A 17,948-nucleotide genomic window follows, 5' to 3' on the forward strand; every position below is an offset into this window, starting at 1 on the left:
CACCTGTTGATCAGTATTATTTGATAAACAGCATCTCGCGGTATTTAGGCAGAGGCCAGAGCTCATCAGAGACCTCAGCCTCGAGCGTATCGGCGTGCTCTCGCACCTCATCCATCAGAGCGCGCACATCTTTGGCAAGGAACTGCATATGTTCTTCAGTCGATGCAAAATCGTGCTGTTCAAGTGCTGCGCTGAGTTTTGCAACAGCAGCCATCATTGCATTGGTTTCAGCAGCAACTGTTTTAGCAATAGAGCTATCCAGATCTATGCTCATCTCAGCCATACTTACATTGGCTGCTGCCAGCTCGGAGAGATAGGAGATTGCGGCTGGATAGATGATTGATTTTGCCATCTCCACAACCAGATTGGCCTCCAGTTCAATAGCCAGAACATACTGCTCAGAGTAGACCTCAAAACGACTCTCCAGCTCAACAGGTGAGAGTACACCAGTCGATGAAAAGAGCTGTTTAACAGACGCTTCACGCAGTGCAGGCAGTGCATCAGCGGTGGTCGGAATATTTTTCAGACCACGCTCATCAACAGCCGCATTGTGCCAGTCGGATGAGTAACCATCGCCACCAAATACGGCATTGCCATGTTCATTAATAAGATCTTTAAGCACAGCAAGCACAGCCGTCGCCTGATCACTGCCGGATGCCAGTTCAGCTTCAAGCTTACCGGCAACCCACTCAAGGGAGTCAGCCAGCATGGTATTCATCACCACCAGTGGACCGGAAACCGATTGCGCCGAACCCACTGCACGGAATTCAAAACGGTTACCGGTGAAAGCAAATGGAGAGGTTCTGTTACGGTCGCCCGGGTCGCGTTTAAAGTTGAGGATCTGTGAAAGACCAAGATCCATCTCACCACCGGCTTCAGTCACGCTGAGATTGCCCTCTTTAATATCCATAAACAGTTTTTCAAGCTGATCACCGAGGTAGACAGACATAATAGCAGGTGGAGCCTCATTGGCACCCAGACGATGATCATTGGAGGCGGTAGCAATCGCAGCACGCAGCAGCGGCCCATGCAGATGCACACCACGCACCACAGCACCACAGAAGAGCAGGAAGTTGAGGTTATCATGCGGGGTATCACCTGGATCAAGCAGGTTACCCTGAGTGGCATTGCCGACTGACCAGTTTACATGTTTACCCGAACCATTGATGCCCGCAAATGGCTTTTCATGCAGCAGACATAGGAATCCATGTTTCTTTGCACTGTTTTTCAACACAGTCATCAGCAGCTGCTGGTGATCGGCAGCGACATTGGCCGCTTCAAAATAGGGTGCGATCTCAAACTGACCCGGTGCAACCTCGTTGTGATGCGTTTTTGCTGGGATACCGAGTCTGTATAGCTGCTCTTCAAAATCCTGCATAAAGATCTGAACGCGCTGAGGGATAGCACCGAAATAGTGATCGTCAAACTGCTGCCCTTTTGCCGATGGAGCACCAAATAGGGTGCGGCCAGCCAGCAGCAGGTCAGGACGGGCATTGGCAAAGTTGGCATCGACCAGGAAATACTCCTGCTCTGCACCACAACTGGAGTTCAGAGGCGCAATCTCACTCTCCCCCATCAATTTCAGTACTTTTTGCGCAGCCTTGTTCATCGCGGCATTGGAGCGTAGCAGCGGAATCTTCTTATCCAGAGCTTCACCAGTCCAGGACATAAAGACACTCGGAATAGTCAGGGTAGCACCATTCTCGGTCTGCATAATATAGGCCGGGCTGGTTGGGTCCCAGGCAGTATAACCACGTGCAGCATTGGTCATGCGGATGCTGCCGTTGGGGAATGATGAACCATCCGGTTCACCCTTGATCAACAGGCTGCCGCAAAACTCAGTGATCGCATTGCCTTCTGAATTTGTAACGATGAAGCCATCGTGCTTTTCAGCAGAGGCATTGGTCATCGGATAGAAGATGTGAGAGAAGAATTTGGCACCTTTGCCCATCGCCCACTCTTTCATGGCTGCAGCAACAACTTCGGCTGTGGCCGGATCAAGTGGTGCACCGGTCTGCACGGTTTTCTTGATTGATTTGAAGGCGTTCTTGGAGAGGCACTCCTCCATCTTTGCCAGATTAAATACATCAGTTGCCCAGATTTTGCTCAAAGGCTCAGGCTGATCTACAGGTGTCGCTTGACGATTGGTGATCTGATGAATTGCTTGAAGTCGGGATTCGTTTCCACTCATTGGTGATTTCCTCTAGTTATTGGTTTTACTAATCAAACAGACAAAGCAATTGCAGTGCCATATTGATATCCTATATTTTACAACGTTTTTCAGGTCGATCTGGAAGGAATTTGATTATGCTTTAATCACTCGGTGCCTAATTTATAGACAACGGATAAAGATCATCTTATCCGAGCCAACAACGCAACTTCTCAACCTCAAACGGTGGATCACTCCCTGTTCTCAGAAGCAGCAAACAAAGAGGCCCCTTGTGAGGGCCTCTTTACATATCTATTTTGTTAGTGAGATAAACAGCTCAGGCAACTTCTCAGGCAGACGATCGACATGATCGACAATGGTGTACTGCTTGCCAAAGATATCAGCCACATACTCATCCGCCTTGGGATCAAGGTTGATGCAATAGCTATAAATGCCATCACCACCCAGCTCTTTCACTGCCTGCTTGGCGTCCTGAATCAATAGTTGATCATCATCGACATCGATATCTGCAGGTTCACCATCGGTGAGAATGAGCATTAGCTTTTTATCTGCCTGCTGCGCTTTCAGGTAATGGCCTGCATGACGCATCGCACCACCCATACGTGTTGAAAAACCCGCTTCCATCGCCGCCAGTCGTGATTTCACCTCATCATTCCAAGGCTCGTTGTACCCTTTCATATGAAAGTAACGAACATTATGACGCGTATCAGAGTGGAATCCGGCTATCGAGAATTTATCACCCACCTGATCCACGGCCCAGGAGAGCAGTGAAACCGCCTCCTGAGATAGCTCCAGAATCGTCTGATTACAACCTTCCGCTTTCTCATTGAGCGACTGCGACAGATCAAGCAGCAGCATCACCGCAACATCACGGCCATCAGTTTTATGGCTCATATTGATACGTGTATCGGGTTGAGAGCCCCCTTTGAAATCAATCAATGAGCGAATCGCTACATCCAGATCGAGTTCAGAACCCTCTTCCTGATAACGAATACGCACCTTATCCTGAGGCTTGAGCATATCGAGCATCGCTTTCAAACGTTTGGCCAGCGCACTGTGCTTGGCAAGAAGATTGTCAATTTTCGCTGCATTGCCACGCGGGTGTAGTGACTCATAGACGCTTACCCAGTCAGGACGATAGTGAGCGGCGTTGTAATCCCACTCGTGATAGTGACGCGGCGGCAGACCTTTCAGCTCTTCATTATCCTGCTGTTTCTGATCAAGATGTTCAAAGGTGGTCTCTTCATCATCACCCTGCTCAATATAGATCCACAGATGACGGTTATCATCACGATAATCGACCTCTGTGTTGTCGAAATAGGTGTTTGGAAGCGCATCGGACTGCTTGCGAGTTCGGCCAATAAAAGAGAGTGCAATCATAGCCATATCTTCACTCTTGGAGCCATTGCTCTCCATCTCGGCAAAGAAACGACCGACGAACTCACGCACATCTGCATTCTCATACTGGTAATCGGGGTCAAGAATCGCCCTTGAAACCATCGCCAGACGCAGATTAATCAGAGATGTATCTTCCAGCTGCAGCGCCTTCTCATCCGGAATTGGATGCAGGGCAAGGAAGATCTTTCTCAAACCGGGAAAGCGCTGCATGGCCAAATATTCAACACGGGAGTCTTCAAAGGTTTCAACCGAGAGGCGCTGGAACGGACTCCAGTTATCCACCACCATCTTCTGACTCCAGCGGCGATGCGCTGCCATATGAGCCAGTGCGGCTCGATAACGATCAATACCTTTTACACCACGATCATCATCATAGACATCAGGAATGCGAATACCCAGATCATCATAATAGGGCGTCGGTTTGCGCAGCTCATCAAAGGCCAGCGAATATGGCACAAGATAATCGTGATCACCCCACAGGCCACGCATGTATGAATCAAGCTTACGCTCATGATCCATCAACAGCGTGCCATGACGCTCACGCTGCATCACTGCATGCGCATCCGGTGACTGGAAACTGAAGTAGTCAATTTGGCGCCCTGGATGAGTGCTATAGTAGTTGATGCCGTACTCAACCCAGTTTTTAAACCCTTCTAGAGAGAGCTCAATCAACAGCCTTGGTGCCTGCTTAAGCAGGTCAGGCAAGCCGGGGCTTGGAAATGTAGTGTGGTGACCAAGAACAGATACGGAGGTTTTCTCCACCATATCACGCAGCACTTCGATATATTGGCGAAACAGCTTATAGGTTTTCAGACGTCGTGCTACAGCGCTACTGGTCTGCAGAAACGGCACCATCGCTTTGAAGTTGGTATGGGTCGAGAGGTAATGGGCAAACTCGCGCAGATCCGCCAGCGCCTCTTCACCCACTTCAGAAGCAACAACAGGCGCCTCTTCCAGATAGACCAGAACAGGTTCAGGACCACGCCCCAGCTTGCCAAGGAAGCCCGCATGTTCGATGTAGCTGACCAACCCTTGACTCGAAAGTCTAGCCTTAGCTTCCACCATGCAATCATCAAAGACCCGCTCAACCTGAGCAAACCTGCAGTTCAGGCGCTGCCAGTGCATCTCGATGTCCATCTTTCTTCTTGTGACTGTTTCAACCATAGGAATACCTTAACCTCTCAGCAGAGTCGTAAGCCTGTGTGAAATCACGCTATTAACCGAACACCGCATCAATAGCGTGATCGAGTGTATCGCGGATATCTTCGTCATCAGTAATAGGACGCACCAGTGCCATACGGCATGCAGCCTTGGGCTCAACGCCCCCCTTAATCAGAGCTGCCGCATAAGTCAGCAAACGGGTAGAGATACCTTCATCCAGTCCATGACCTTTCAGATTACGGGCCGTGCCACCGATAGAGACCAGCTTAGCAGCCAGCTCAGTATCAATACCGGTCTCAGTAGCAACAATACCTGTTTCAACTGCAGCGGTTGGATAATCGAATTCAAAGCCGGCAAAACGCTGTTTGGTCGACTGTTTCAGGTCTTTCATCAGGCTCTGGTAGCCTGGGTTATAAGAGATCACCAACTGGAAATCAGGATGCGCTTCAATCAACTCGCCCTTTTTATCCAGCGGTAGTGTACGACGATGATCCGTCAGAGGGTGAATCACAACGGTCGTATCCTGGCGCGCTTCAACCACTTCATCGAGATAGCAGATAGCACCAATGCGTGCGGCGGTGGTCAACGGGCCATCCAGCCAACGCGTACCATTGGCATCAAGCAGGTAACGCCCCACCAGATCAGATGCCGTCATATCCTCATTACAGGCAACGGTAATCAGTGGCTTATTGAGCTTCCATGCCATGTATTCAATAAAACGAGACTTACCACATCCAGTCGGCCCTTTCACCATCACTGGCAAACGGGCGGCATATGCAGCCTCGTAGAGCTCAACCTCATCAGTCTGTGGCTGGTAAAACGGCTCTTCGTGAATTTTATATTGATCTTTATCGGTCATGGCTTGCCCCCAGAAGAAATCTTGTGCGGGTATTATAGCTCATACACACAAGATGGCGAACTTATTATGGTTATGAATAATATCAGTATTTCTTATGAATAAACCTTGTTTTTGACCATGAATACGCATCCCGCTTGTACGTTGCGACAGCCAACCCTTGAAGAAAAATAGTGATACCTTTGTGCCCACGACCTACTGCCTAAAATTTGCAATGATCTCTGCATAACGGGGTGCCTCTTTAACCAGAACTGAGTTTTTTTCATCATCATAAACAAGCCTGAAGTCACCACGAAGCATCAACAACTGTCGAATGGGAGCATCCCGCTCGCAAACTACATAATCAATGGCAAATTTTTCGAACACCTTTTCCCAACCGATCTCCCCGTAATAAATCTTCCTGTACTCCTTGAGAAACGCATCACCATACATATCAGCCCTTCCATCAATGAAAACCCGCTGATCTGGATAAAGCCGATAGATCAGGTACCCCCCAAAATGATACGTATTAAACATTCGGCCACTTAAACCTGCCTTGATAATAAACTCCGTTGCTTTTACAGGAATGAGAGAATCGCGCTCTTTTTGGTGCCTTTGTTCCAGGATCGGATAAGAGAGAAGCAAGAGTGCAGTAATGATTAGTGTTAGCACCCAGTTCAAAATATACTCTGCGTTCCCGAGCTGTCTGCCGCCAGACATATATTTTTTATATATCACGCCCACTGGGCCTTCTGACAGCGTGGCTGCTGCTCCCTTTGCAAAGGCAACGCCTGCAAATGGTATGATCGTTAATATGGCCAAAGGCATGTGCCTATAAGCAACAAAGCCCGCAGCGATAAAAAAAACAGGTAAAACCACTTCCGTCAGGTCTGGTTTTATCTCTCTATATGCATAGGCGATAAAAAAACCAAAAATAAGAAGCAGGTTGTATTGCCCGGAAAGCGAATGAAAGTCAGGGCTTCTCCACTCACTGATAAAGCTTCGTGACGCCTCCATAGACATGACATTAATCGGATAGAGCCAGTGACTAATAAAATCAGGGTTGAGCGCGGAACTTAAGAACGTAATCAATGTAATGAAAGCCAATTTTGAGAGTTGCTTCCGGTATGCTTTGTCGAGCCTATCACCCAGCCAGAATGAAATGAATTCGCACATGGTGAACAGCATCAGCAAAGCGATACCTACGACATATCCTCCGTGCATATTGACCCACAAAATCATCATTGCCGGGAGTGCAACGAGGTATCGCGTGCGCTTTAAATATTTAAATTGCACAAGGATAAGCATCGTAAGCGAAAACAGTACGAAACTGACCAGCTGAGGACGAGGGGAAATGAATGGGTCCATTGGAACAATACAAGCAAGGATCAGCAAAGCTGGTAAAACACGGCTGTGATTGATATGGCTGGCTGCCAGATATGTGAAATAGAGAGCAAGCATCCCCAGAAATGCGGCCATCACTTTGATGCCAAGAGGTCCAAGCGAGTGATAAATCGTGAAAACCAGCACCTGGAAGAGCCACTCATGCAGCACCCATGGGTGTTCAAAATAAGTGTAAGAAAATATGTCTGCACTCGGCAGGGAGCCATGCATCAGAATCTGTTCGCCGGTTTTGATGTGCCAGAAATAATCAGGGTCTGACAGATCGAGACTAACCACCAGTGTAAGGAATAGAATCAGAAACAGAATCCTTGGTAGGTCAAGAAACTTGAGGGTGGCCATGGATATACGATTGATATTAACCATCTGGTTTAATGTTTTCTGCCGGTTGGTAGGTCTTTACCAGATACAGTGGCCTTTTTTTGCTCTCATCAAATATCCGAGCCATGTACTCGCCAAGGACACCTATCGATAACAGCTGAACACCACCAATAAACAGTACGGTTACCATCAGGGTCGGGTAACCGGCTACCGGGTCGCCATATATAAGTGTTGTACCAATAATTTTAATTCCATACAGAAATGCTAGCGTTGCGGTGATGGCACCTACATAGCTTGCCACCTTCAGTGGCACTGTCGTAAAAGAGGTCAGGCCTTCCAGTGCAAAGTTCCATAACTGCCAGTAATTCCATTTGCTGCAACCGGCACCACGTGGCTCTCTCTGGTAAGGGATTCCCGTTTGTGGGTACCCTATCCAGGAGAAAAGTCCTTTCATAAAACGATGCTGCTCTCGTAGCCGCAGCAAAGCATTTGTAGCTCGACGGCTAAGCAGGCGGTAGTCCCCCGTATCCTGTGGTATCTGAACGGATGCACTCCAGTGAATCAAGCGGTAAAAAATGGATGCTGAGAGCTTGCGCAGCCCGCTTTCACCCCTGCGCTCAGTACGGGTCGCATAAACCACGTCATAGCCTTCCTGCCACTTCTTAACGAGCTGAGGGATAAGTTCCGGAGGATCTTGCAAATCGGCATCAATGTTGATGACTGCATCCCCCCGCGCATGATCAAGCCCTGCGGTAAGGGCGATTTCCTTGCCAAAATTGCGGGTGAGATCAACGACTGCAATGTTAGCATCGGCACAACGAAGGCTCTCGATAATGCTTAACGTGTTATCAACACTGCCATCGTTGACGAACACAACTTCATGCCGCATTTCAATGTCGCTCAGCACTGACGATAAGCGGGAATAAAACTCTGATAGAACGTCATCTTCATTAAATACAGGGACAACCACAGAAAGAAGCAGTTGAGTCTTTGGCTCTACCAATCTATCTCCCTGTTCAACTCCAGTCTCCATGCCCACCCCACAACATCAGAAAACGCCTTCCGGCAACTATTTTAAGTATAGTTGAAAGCCGTTAAAGATCATAGTCACACTCTTACCCAACAATAAAAAAGTTACCGATGGGCCGGCTGAAAGGCCCAAAATCTACTGGCCAGAAATGTGATGGCTGGCACCACCATGATAACCGCCGCCAGACCAAGGCGGTAATCCCAGCCCAATAGATTGACCAGAGAAAACATAATGGCCTGATTAAGACCCAATCCCAGCAAGGCGATTGTGAAAAATTTTGGGAACGCTGTTGCGTAAGGCGTTGAGGCGTTAAAGGTCCAGTGATAGTGGCCAATGAAAGAGACAAACACCGCCAATGAGAAAGCAACGAAGTTGGCCCACAATGGCCCCCAGCCTCCCCACTCCACCAGAAACAGAACCGTGATGACGTGGGTAACAGTGGCCATAATCCCAACCAATCCAAAACGCAGAACCTGTCCGACCTCTTTTCTTAGGGTAAATTTCATAGTAGAGAAAACCATAACACCGCAACCATCTCTTTTTAAGCATAAGTCTTTTCCCGTGAAAAACCAGCCTGATTTCCCTCAATAAGAGTGAGGGCTATTGTCGGCCACCATCAAGGAACAATCCCGGCAGGCCACAGGCAAATTGCAGAGAGCAACCTTCATCCACGCTGTAATTTGAGGTATACTAGGGGAAGTCGTGTGACACAAACGGGGGAGCTAAGTCTGACTCAATCTCGAGCAATAAAGATGATTACGGGTAAACGCAGTGTCTGGTGGGCTGGATTATGGGCTGCGATACTGGTGCATTTTACTTTTTTCCTCATTATTGGAATGAGCCACCACTGGGGCTATCTGAGCAGCATTAATGATTTGGGCACATTTGATCAACTGGTGTGGAGCACGCTGCATGGCAACTTCCTTCAAACCACCATTAACCCCTTTGAGACACCGATGATCAGACTGGGGATTCATTTTGACCCCATTCTTCTCTTGTTTGTCCCACTTTATGCGCTCAGTGCCAGCATTGAATGGCTCATCATTGCCCAGGCAGCGGCTCTGGCCCTTGCTGCATGGCCTGTTTTCTTGCTGGCTAGGCACACCTTTCAGTCTGAAAAATCAGGGTTTATCTGGACCATTGTCTATTTGATGAACCCCTTTCTATTAAGTGCAGGAAGCTGGGATTTTCACCCAGTTACTCTGACGGTTCCTTTCATAGCCCTGGGGCTTCTGGCGGTGGTAAAACAGAACATCAGGATGCTGATCTTGTCATGTCTATTTATCCTGATGTGCAAAGAGCACATGGGGCTGACCGTCATCGGTTTTGGACTCCTTTGGTGGTTTCACAACCGAGACTGGAAAACAGCTTTTCTTGTTGCTGCACTAGGTGCAACCCATCTGCTTCTCGTACTATATTTTATCATGCCTCTGCTATCGCCTATTGGGACACCTGTCATGCTTGGCGAACAACTGGGGCAAATGAGCAGGTATAATTGGCTCGGAAATTCCCTAACAGAAGTGATCCATACCATGATGACACAACCCGATGTTGTGTGGGCACGTGTAGTGAAGATGGGTGGAATAATCTATTGGTGGCTCCTTTCGATACCTTTCTTTTTTGTATTTCCATTTATTGGACTGCAGTTTTTATTGCCGGGATTGGGCGACCTGGTGGCAAACACTCTCTCCTCAAATCCAATGCCCAAGGGCATATGGTCCTATCACTCTGCGGGGCTGATTCCAGTCATCACAGCTGCAGCCATGCACGGGGTTGAACGCATAACACGATGGCAGACAACATTTTCAGCTCAAGGATTAGCAGGACTGATAGTGGCCTCCAGTCTGGTGACCGGTTATTTTTTCCTGCCTCTCCCTCTTACAGGGGCAATTAATTATTGGGCCCCCAATCACGTCTTGAGTTGGCCTAACCCAAATGTGCAAATGGTCCGCTCCGCACTAGGCAGCAGCACCTCCCTCTCCATCCAGGCCAATATTGGAGCCCATTTCACCCAACGCCAAAGTATATATTTATATCCTGCCAAGGTTGGTGAGGTGGATGCCATTGTTTTACATTTGGCAAGCCCCACAACCAACATAAATTTCCCACCCGAACAACGACCGGACACGCTCAAAAACCACCATATCACTTGGCTCGATGGCCACCTGCAAATGGACCGTACAGAATATCTCGCCTCTATTGAGTCTCTTTTGGATAACAAGGAGTATGGAATATTACTTTGGAATGACCCATGGCTTGTTTTGTCAAAAACAGCAACGTCTCATCAACCAGAGGGTGTGAAGAGCAAAATCAGGCAGTTGCGTGAGGAGTGGGATATTGAGCCTACCGAATACCGGAATACTTTGGATAAACATTGGCAGGACGATTACTCCATCTCTAAGAAAAAAATGAGGTGAGTGGCGGCTAGCGCTAAGTGATTTGAGACTCGCCCCTTCTGACCCAGTCTTCCCCAAACAACAGCGATAAACCTCTCGCCCTGAGAAGCAGAGTAGTTCAGGCACACAAAATTCGGCCATTTCCACCTCTGAAGCTAGTCGATAAATATATTTCCGAACTTTCTTTGCACATTCACAAAGCATGGATTATAATAAAAGTAAAGGAACAAGTCGGAAGACTAATAACACAGGAGGCAACCATGCGTAAATTATACACTAAACTATTGAGCTTCATCCCAGATGTTTATGTCCGGAAAGAACGCGGTGCAACCATGGTTGAATATGCCATTCTTGTAGCGCTAATTTCAATCGCTGCCATTACAGTTATTATTGTAGTCGGCGAGCAGGTTAATAATGCATTCAACGCAGTCGCTGATGCGATTAACCAATAGCTAGGCAGATCATCCTGCCTGGCTATATGTAAATCAGGCAACTGCTCAAGCCTGCTTTTCGTACTCTCAAAGGCTCAGGGTAAACATTTAACTGGCTGATGAGGTTTGTTTAGATATCGAAATGGAGATATCCAGCCACCCATGCGTTGAAAAACGCATGGGTGGGTTCGGCCGCAAGACTAGTTAGCCTATCGGGCGATACAGTTACAGTTCACAAGAAGTGAAGCAAACTTTCATCATTTTTAAATTTATCTAAAGCCTTCCAGCGATATTGACCGTTATATCTTGAGGAGGTCTATTATGCAAAAACGAGCGATAATCATGTTACTTGTCGCGCTAATCATGGGCGGCATCGCCGTGTCGCTGGTGAACACCGCAATCGATCAGAAAGAACAGGAGCCCGGCGTTGCTGCGCTGACCGTTACACCGGTTGTTGTTGCATCTGTAAACCTTGAGATTGGAACTCGACTGAGCGATGTCATGTTGAAGGTAGTTGACTGGCCTAAAGAGGCGGCGCCAGAAGGTCTCTACACGTCAATTGAAACAGTCCTCGGTGAAGAGCCACCTGTAGTCGTCAAGGAAATCCGAAAAGGAGAGGCACTCCTCCCTTACAAACTCTCCGGACAGGGCGCCCGAGGCGGGCTGACTCCAAGAATCGAGAATGAGATGAGGGCAATGACGATCTCTGTCAACGAAGTTCGCGGCGTTGCGGGATTTGTGCTTCCAGGCGATCGCGTTGATATCCTCTACACCTCCGCTGTGCCAGACAAGAAGAATGCATATATTACCAAATCTCTTCTTCAGAACATGCTAGTACTCGGTGTGGATCAATCATCCTCAGAAAAAGAGGACAAGCCTCAGATCGTGAATGCCGTCACCCTGCTGGTATCACCACAACAGGGAAAGATTCTTACTCTGGCTGGAAAAGCAGGTGATTTAACGCTACTGCTCAGAAATGAGGCTGACGTCTCACTTTCCACTGATGGCAACCTGAGTACCTCTGATATCGACAAGATGGGGAAAAAAGCATCCTTAGCCAAATCCGGAAAAGGAACCGGTAATTATACCAACGTTCAAGTGATTCGTGGCCTTAGCACCAGGAACTATACGGTGAAACTGGCTACTCCGGTCAAAACTCCAACAAGCAATAATCCTGGGACTGTACAACAGGAAAGGGGTGGAAAATGATGACACCAACGACTGAAAAACATGGAACCAAAACAATAACCAGTTGTTTGCTACTTCTGATTTTTGCCTTGGTCGCTCTTCCGGCCAATGCCGCTGATGGGTTCAGCCTTGATCTTAATGATGCGATGAAAGCAGGCGAGTTGAATCTGGCGGTTGGAAAATCAAAGGTCATCAACTCACCTGTACATATCAAGGAGATTGTTATCGGCAGTGCTTCTATTGCTGATGTGAAACTACTAAACTCCAGAAAGGTACTGATTGTGGGTAAAGCCGCGGGGTATACAAACGTGGCATTCCGTGACCGCAACAAAAACCTGATCGCCCTGCTGGACGTCACTGTGGGTTACGATATTGAAGCAGTAAAATTCAAACTGCATCAACTGCTCCCTCATGAGAAGGACATTCAAGTGCGCAACGTGAATGGCTTGGTGATCCTATCAGGTAAAGTCAGCAATGCGCTGGCCATGGACACGGCGCTGGTTGTTGCCAGAAGCTTTGCACCGACCGGCGTAACTAATCTCCTGCAGGTAGATGGTAATGGCCAGCAGGTGATGCTGGAGGTGCGTATTGCCGAAGTTGAAAGGACCTCCCTCAAACAACTGGGTGTTAACGGAACACTTACCGGTAACATCGGCCCAACCAACCTTTCAAGTGCCCTCAATGGTGCTGTAGCCAATGCATTCGGAAGCCTTGGTGTGGTTTACCGTGGTCTTAACCTGACACTGTCAGCACTGGAGACTCAGGGATTGGCAAAGGTTCTGGCTGAACCGAACCTTGTAGCCCTTTCCGGTCATGAAGGAAGCTTCCTTGTTGGTGGTGAATTCCCCATAGACGTTGCTCAATCCGGCGCCGTTGCGGGAGCGATCACGGTTGAATACAAAGAGTTTGGTGTAGGTCTTAAATTTACACCAACTGTACTTGACAGCACCAAGATCAATCTGGAGTTGCAGGCTGAGGTCTCCTCTATCGCAGCTGCAGCAACATTGTCCAACGCCCCGACCCTGAGAACACGTCGTGCAAGCACTACGGTTGAAGTGGCGGATGGCCAAAGCTTCGCCATTGCTGGGCTGATCCAGAACGATGTGAACAATAACATCGATAAGGTTCCCGGCCTTGGTGACGTGCCAGTACTAGGTGCATTGTTCAGAAGCACCGACTTCCAGCGCAATGAAACCGAGCTGGTTATCATGATCACTCCACGTTTGGTTAAACCGATGGCTGCAGGGCCTGTCGCACTGCCGACAGATAACTTTGTACAGCCAAGTGATGTTGACCAGTACTTGATGGGTCGCCTGCAGGGTACGTCTGAACAGGCGCCTGCTGCTGAAGCTGCTCCATCAGGGCGAGCTTCTGAAGCCGCCCCAGGTGGCGTAGACGGTGCATTCGGTCACCAGTTATAAAAGGAGTCTTATTATGGCAATCAAACAATTATTTCTGATTACCGCCGCAATGGCTCTATTAGTTGCTGGCTGTGCACACACCGGGCCCGAGCCCATGCAGAGTGACTTTGGCAATTCAGTAAAAACGAATATTGCCAGACAGACCATCAATCCTGATGCAGGAAGAGAGCAGATGCCTCCCGCCACTCTGGATGGGCAGGCGGCTGAGAAGGCACTTCAAGCGACTCGGGAGAGTGCAGCTGAAGCATCCACCGAGAGCCTCCTTGATGACGTAGCACAATAGAGAACAGCCTATAAGGAGACTGATAATGTGCATGCAATCCAATAAAGAACGTGGCGCAGTACTTGTCATGGCCGCAATTTTCAGCGTGGTCCTTATTGGAATTGCTGCACTGGCTGTTGATGTGGGGCGTCTGTTTGTCCTCCATAGCGAAATGCATAATGCCGCTGATGCTGCTGCACTTGCTGGTGCAGCAGAACTGGATGGACAACCAGGGGCACAAGCAAGAGCCAGGGCAGCCGCCAGAACACTTTTATCCCATCAGGGAAGCTTTGCAACTAATCAAGAACTCCTTAACGACGCGACAGCCCTGCCAGACAGTGCAATCACATTTTACTGCGCCATCGGCAGTGAATACGACTTCGAATCAGGCGTGGCCTGTGCAGAAGATGCAGATCCTGCAGGCAGTCAATATTTCCCTGCTTCCGGGGATGCCGACTCCCACTACGTCAAGGTCACCTTGCAGAGTGATGATGCTGACACTTTCTACGTGATCGACCTCTTCTTCTTTCCCGTGCTCAGCCTGCTCCCCACTGTTGACGCCACACTCACGGCTTCTGCCCATGCCGAAGCCATTGCCGGCAAGCATGACATGATCTGCAACTACCCTCCCCTGATGATCTGTGATCCCTTTGAATTTAGTGGCGGATTTAAGAACGTCATGGTTCCAGGCCATATGATCCAGCTTAAACTGCAACAAAGTGGTGTCTGGTGGGCCCCTGGCGACTTCGGATTCCTCCAAACCTCAACAGGCCCTGGTGCAATGAATCTGGCCGATTACATCGCCGATGAACAACTTACGGGCTGCACCCCTGCAATTGTCACCTCAGAACCTGGTGGCAACACCGGCCCCACCACAAGGGCGATCAGCACCCGCTTCGATGAATATATCAACACATCCCATTACGACTGGCCCGAATACCCTCCAGCTCCGGTTGTCATCGACTACCCGCGTGATGCGGTCATCGTCGACAGGATTGGTGATGGCAACTGGGATAGAGCCACTTACTGGGCCAATTTCCACGCCAGCCAAGGGCATGGTGCCATGCCTGGCACTGAGACCCTCGAAGACGGCACCACCTTTGACTTTGCGAGTGCAACCAGGTGGCAGGTCTACAACTGGGAGATCGAGCAGACGCTGGCAGGCACTGATAGGCTGCCCTGCTATCATGGTTATCCATTCCTAGATAAATTTGGCAACCCTACCGGCGACACTCTGGACTGCACGGCAGATGACCCATCAGCATCGATTCCCTCAGATGCGAGGGTATGGATCGATGGAAGCATTTATAAATTAGATGATCATCATGGGCCCGTCGTGGACGGCAAACCTGATCCGACCCACCTGAATGCGGGTGCTTACCCGCCACCACGATCCATTCCAAAACGGCGCGAACTTCATATTGCCACCCTCAGCTGCGATGCACTTGGCATGAAGGGTAAGATGACAGTGCCCGTCACAACACCAGACGGCTTCGCCAAGATCTTCCTTACCGAACACACCGTGGGCCCACCAAGTGCGGATCTGACCGGTGAATATATCGGTTGGTCGAAAAACACGGATTCGGACTACTATGTTGAAATCCAACTCTACGAATGATCGCCGGCACGATCGCAGTCGCGGTGCCGTGATGGTGGAATTTGCCATCATTATGCCGTTTCTTATCCTGCTGTTTCTGGGTGTCACTGAGCTCGGTCGCTCTCTCTATCAGCAGAATATTCTGACACAGGCTGTTCAGGCCGGTGCCCGCTACATGACCAGAGCACAGGGTGTCATAGATACTGATGCCTGCGCTGCTGGTGCTGCGGTATGCTGCGTAACAGATGCGACTGCATGGGGTGCTGCTGAAGCCAAAGCAAAAGAGTTGGTCGTCTACGGCAACCAGGCTGCGGCTGCAGGCAATGAAATACTTCCCAACCTGACCACAAGCGACATCACCATTACCATCGCAGAGGACCCAAATGCAGCTTCGATTGACGCATGTGTTATCACAGTGAGCGCAGATGTTGATTTTGTAGGGATATTCGGATCTGAATATACCATCCCTCCTATCCCGTTTGTTGGTAGCCCCATCATAGGAGGAATCGATCTGTTAACACTGGGTGCCACCACGCAAGAGAGGTACATCGGTGAATAGGTTATTAATGAACAGGCCACATGAGCATGGCGCAGCGATGGTCGAAATGGCCATTGTATTAGCGATCTTTCTGGCACTGGTGTTTGCTATCCTTGAGTTCTCACTGCTGATATTTAACTGGTCTAGGGTTATCGAGAGTACACGGGCAGGCGCAAGGTATGCTATAGTAAATAGTGTAGAGACATACGGAGGATGTAATACAAATGTTGAGGCTTTATCTTGCCCTGGCACCGACTCTGTGACCTGCACACTTGATGATTCTGGTACAAATTCAGCAATCCTCACGGAGATGCGGACGAAGGTGCAACCTGGAGTGCTAACAGGAGGCTCTGTACCCCCAGGCAATGTAGAGATTACCTATGCCTGTGCTGAAGAGACAGAGCTTACTGAACGCGTTAACCCCCTACTGCGGGTAACAGTAACGGTTAGCGGCATTCAGTACCCCTTTGTTGTGCCGGGGCTACTGGGTATGAATGCGACTTTGGATATGCCTGACCATTCAACGACCCTTACAAGTGAAGACTTGTACACATATTCGCCGTGAATATAGTTTATAGAAAAGTTACTGAGTGAGGTAAGCTATGAACCTGAAAGTAATCGCTGAACTGATGAATGAAGAGGCCTCCGAGCAACTGAAAGCGGCTCTTTCTCACATCAAAGGTATCAGCCTGACCGTACGGTTACCAAGAATCGAGGCTGACCTGACAAGGATTGGCAAGGCTGAAATGCCTGATGTCCTGATCATCGAGATTACGGATAACTCACCGGAAGATATCGACAATATCGTGAAGGTGGTTACGTCCAATCAGGATCATATGGTTGTTTATGTCATTTATCGCGACTGTTCATCGGAAACAATGCGTCGCCTTGTCAAAGCCGGTGTAAAAGAGTTCATGCCACTGCCACTCCAAGCACAGGAACTTGCACTCAGCCTACTTGAAAACATCTCCGACAAACGCGTCAGGGTACAGGCTCACAAGGAGAGTGGTGGCGTAACAGCATTCATCAATGCCAAGGGCGGTGGCGGATCGACCCTTCTTGCAACCAATGTTGCGCACATGCTCGCCTCCGAATACAAGGTTTCAACAGCACTGATCGATTTTGACATCCAGTTTGGCACGGCCGCCATATATCTGGATCTGAATCCACGCAGCAACATTATGGATGCACTGGTCGATGTTGACCGTATTGACCCGGTATTTGTGCAAGCGTTGATGACCAAACACAAAAGCGGTCTTGATGTGCTCGCCTCACCTAGCGATATCGAACCAATCAACGGCATCATTACTATTGAGGGAGTGACCCGCCTTCTTGACGTGGTCACGGAGCTTTACGATTTTGTTATTCTCGATATTCCGCGCCTGTTCACGCCGTGGACGATTGAGGCATTGAAACATGCCAATCCAATCATGCTGGTCACTCACCACGACCTGACCACCATTCGTGATGCCAGACTTATTTTGGATGCGCTACCGAAAATGGATATTTCCACAAGCAGGGTTGAAATCATCAACAATCGTGCAATGACCAAGGTAGAAGAAACTTCCATCGATAGCCTGAAAGATACCTTGCACAAAGCTCAAATACACAGGGTACGCAATGACTACAAGACTGCCATACATGCCGAAGAGAACGGTGTGGCACTTTCAGAGATTTCCAGTCGTTCCGACTTAACAAAAGATGTTAAGGCTCTGGCGCATTATCTGGTCGAGAATCATCTTGGAAAACAGGAAAAAGAGAAAGGATTCTTAGGTTCCCTGTTTGGAAAAAAATGAGAA

Annotated in this window: 15 protein-coding genes; 9 read left to right on the forward strand and 6 right to left on the reverse strand. The window is 48.9% G+C overall.

Features of this window, described 5'->3' with window-relative positions; translation table 11 throughout:
• Positions 1-16: 16 nt before the first annotated feature.
• From Ga0123461_RS07370 to Ga0123461_RS07395, 6 genes are all read right to left on the reverse strand, one after another.
• Positions 17-2,191: a glutamine synthetase III family protein gene (locus tag Ga0123461_RS07370; protein ID WP_100277738.1), complete on the reverse strand. Its 2,175-nt coding sequence runs from the start codon at positions 2,189-2,191 to the stop codon at positions 17-19.
• Positions 2,192-2,461: 270 nt separating this feature from the next.
• A complete protein-coding gene (locus Ga0123461_RS07375; RefSeq protein ID WP_100277739.1) occupies positions 2,462-4,732 on the reverse strand; it encodes a nitric oxide reductase activation protein NorD in 2,271 nt (756 codons plus the stop codon).
• A 52-nt stretch (positions 4,733-4,784) separates the two neighbouring features.
• Complete coding sequence (locus tag Ga0123461_RS07380; protein ID WP_100277740.1) at positions 4,785-5,588, reverse strand: CbbQ/NirQ/NorQ/GpvN family protein; 804 nt, start codon at positions 5,586-5,588, stop codon at positions 4,785-4,787.
• Positions 5,589-5,780: 192 nt separating this feature from the next.
• Positions 5,781-7,307 (reverse strand): hypothetical protein, encoded by a 1,527-nt coding sequence (locus tag Ga0123461_RS07385; RefSeq protein ID WP_157819273.1) that lies wholly within the window; start codon positions 7,305-7,307, stop codon positions 5,781-5,783.
• 16 nt (positions 7,308-7,323) lie between these two features.
• Positions 7,324-8,319, reverse strand: coding sequence for a glycosyltransferase family 2 protein (locus Ga0123461_RS07390; RefSeq protein WP_100277742.1), 996 nt, complete (start codon positions 8,317-8,319; stop codon positions 7,324-7,326).
• 101 nt (positions 8,320-8,420) lie between these two features.
• Positions 8,421-8,822, reverse strand: coding sequence for a GtrA family protein (locus tag Ga0123461_RS07395; RefSeq protein WP_157819274.1), 402 nt, complete (start codon positions 8,820-8,822; stop codon positions 8,421-8,423).
• A gap of 246 nt (positions 8,823-9,068) precedes the next feature.
• Between Ga0123461_RS07395 and Ga0123461_RS07400 the strand changes: the two genes are divergently transcribed.
• The 9 genes from Ga0123461_RS07400 (at position 9,069) to Ga0123461_RS07440 (ending at position 17,945) form a co-directional block, all read left to right on the forward strand.
• Positions 9,069-10,733: a DUF2079 domain-containing protein gene (locus Ga0123461_RS07400; protein WP_232710086.1), complete on the forward strand. Its 1,665-nt coding sequence runs from the start codon at positions 9,069-9,071 to the stop codon at positions 10,731-10,733.
• Positions 10,734-10,972: 239 nt separating this feature from the next.
• Entirely contained in the window at positions 10,973-11,164 is a 192-nt protein-coding gene (locus Ga0123461_RS07405; RefSeq protein ID WP_100277745.1) for a Flp family type IVb pilin, read from the forward strand.
• Positions 11,165-11,464: 300 nt separating this feature from the next.
• Positions 11,465-12,352: a Flp pilus assembly protein CpaB gene (gene cpaB / locus Ga0123461_RS07410; RefSeq protein WP_100277746.1), complete on the forward strand. Its 888-nt coding sequence runs from the start codon at positions 11,465-11,467 to the stop codon at positions 12,350-12,352.
• Positions 12,349-13,752 (forward strand): type II and III secretion system protein family protein, encoded by a 1,404-nt coding sequence (locus Ga0123461_RS07415; RefSeq protein WP_100277747.1) that lies wholly within the window; start codon positions 12,349-12,351, stop codon positions 13,750-13,752. Before cpaB ends, Ga0123461_RS07415 begins: the two co-directional genes overlap by 4 nt.
• 13 nt (positions 13,753-13,765) lie before the next feature.
• On the forward strand, positions 13,766-14,035 hold the full coding sequence (locus tag Ga0123461_RS07420; RefSeq protein WP_100277748.1) for a hypothetical protein: 270 nt from the start codon (positions 13,766-13,768) through the stop codon (positions 14,033-14,035).
• A gap of 31 nt (positions 14,036-14,066) precedes the next feature.
• Positions 14,067-15,632 carry a pilus assembly protein TadG-related protein gene (locus tag Ga0123461_RS07425; protein ID WP_157819275.1) on the forward strand — a complete coding sequence of 522 codons (1,566 nt, stop codon included), beginning with the start codon at positions 14,067-14,069 and terminating at the stop codon, positions 15,630-15,632.
• A complete protein-coding gene (locus Ga0123461_RS07430) occupies positions 15,607-16,170 on the forward strand; it encodes a TadE/TadG family type IV pilus assembly protein (RefSeq protein ID WP_100277750.1) in 564 nt (187 codons plus the stop codon). The genes Ga0123461_RS07425 and Ga0123461_RS07430 overlap by 26 nt, the downstream gene beginning before the upstream one ends.
• The gene (locus Ga0123461_RS07435; RefSeq protein WP_157819276.1) at positions 16,163-16,714 is read left to right on the forward strand and encodes a TadE family protein; all 552 of its coding nucleotides are present in this window, start codon (positions 16,163-16,165) and stop codon (positions 16,712-16,714) included. The genes Ga0123461_RS07430 and Ga0123461_RS07435 overlap by 8 nt, the downstream gene beginning before the upstream one ends.
• A 37-nt stretch (positions 16,715-16,751) precedes the next feature.
• Entirely contained in the window at positions 16,752-17,945 is a 1,194-nt protein-coding gene (locus Ga0123461_RS07440) for a CpaE/TadZ family protein (RefSeq protein WP_100277752.1), read from the forward strand.
• Positions 17,946-17,948: the final 3 nt, after the last annotated feature.

Origin of the sequence: Mariprofundus aestuarium, assembly GCF_002795805.1 — a bacterium.
GTDB lineage: Bacteria > Pseudomonadota > Zetaproteobacteria > Mariprofundales > Mariprofundaceae > Mariprofundus > Mariprofundus aestuarium.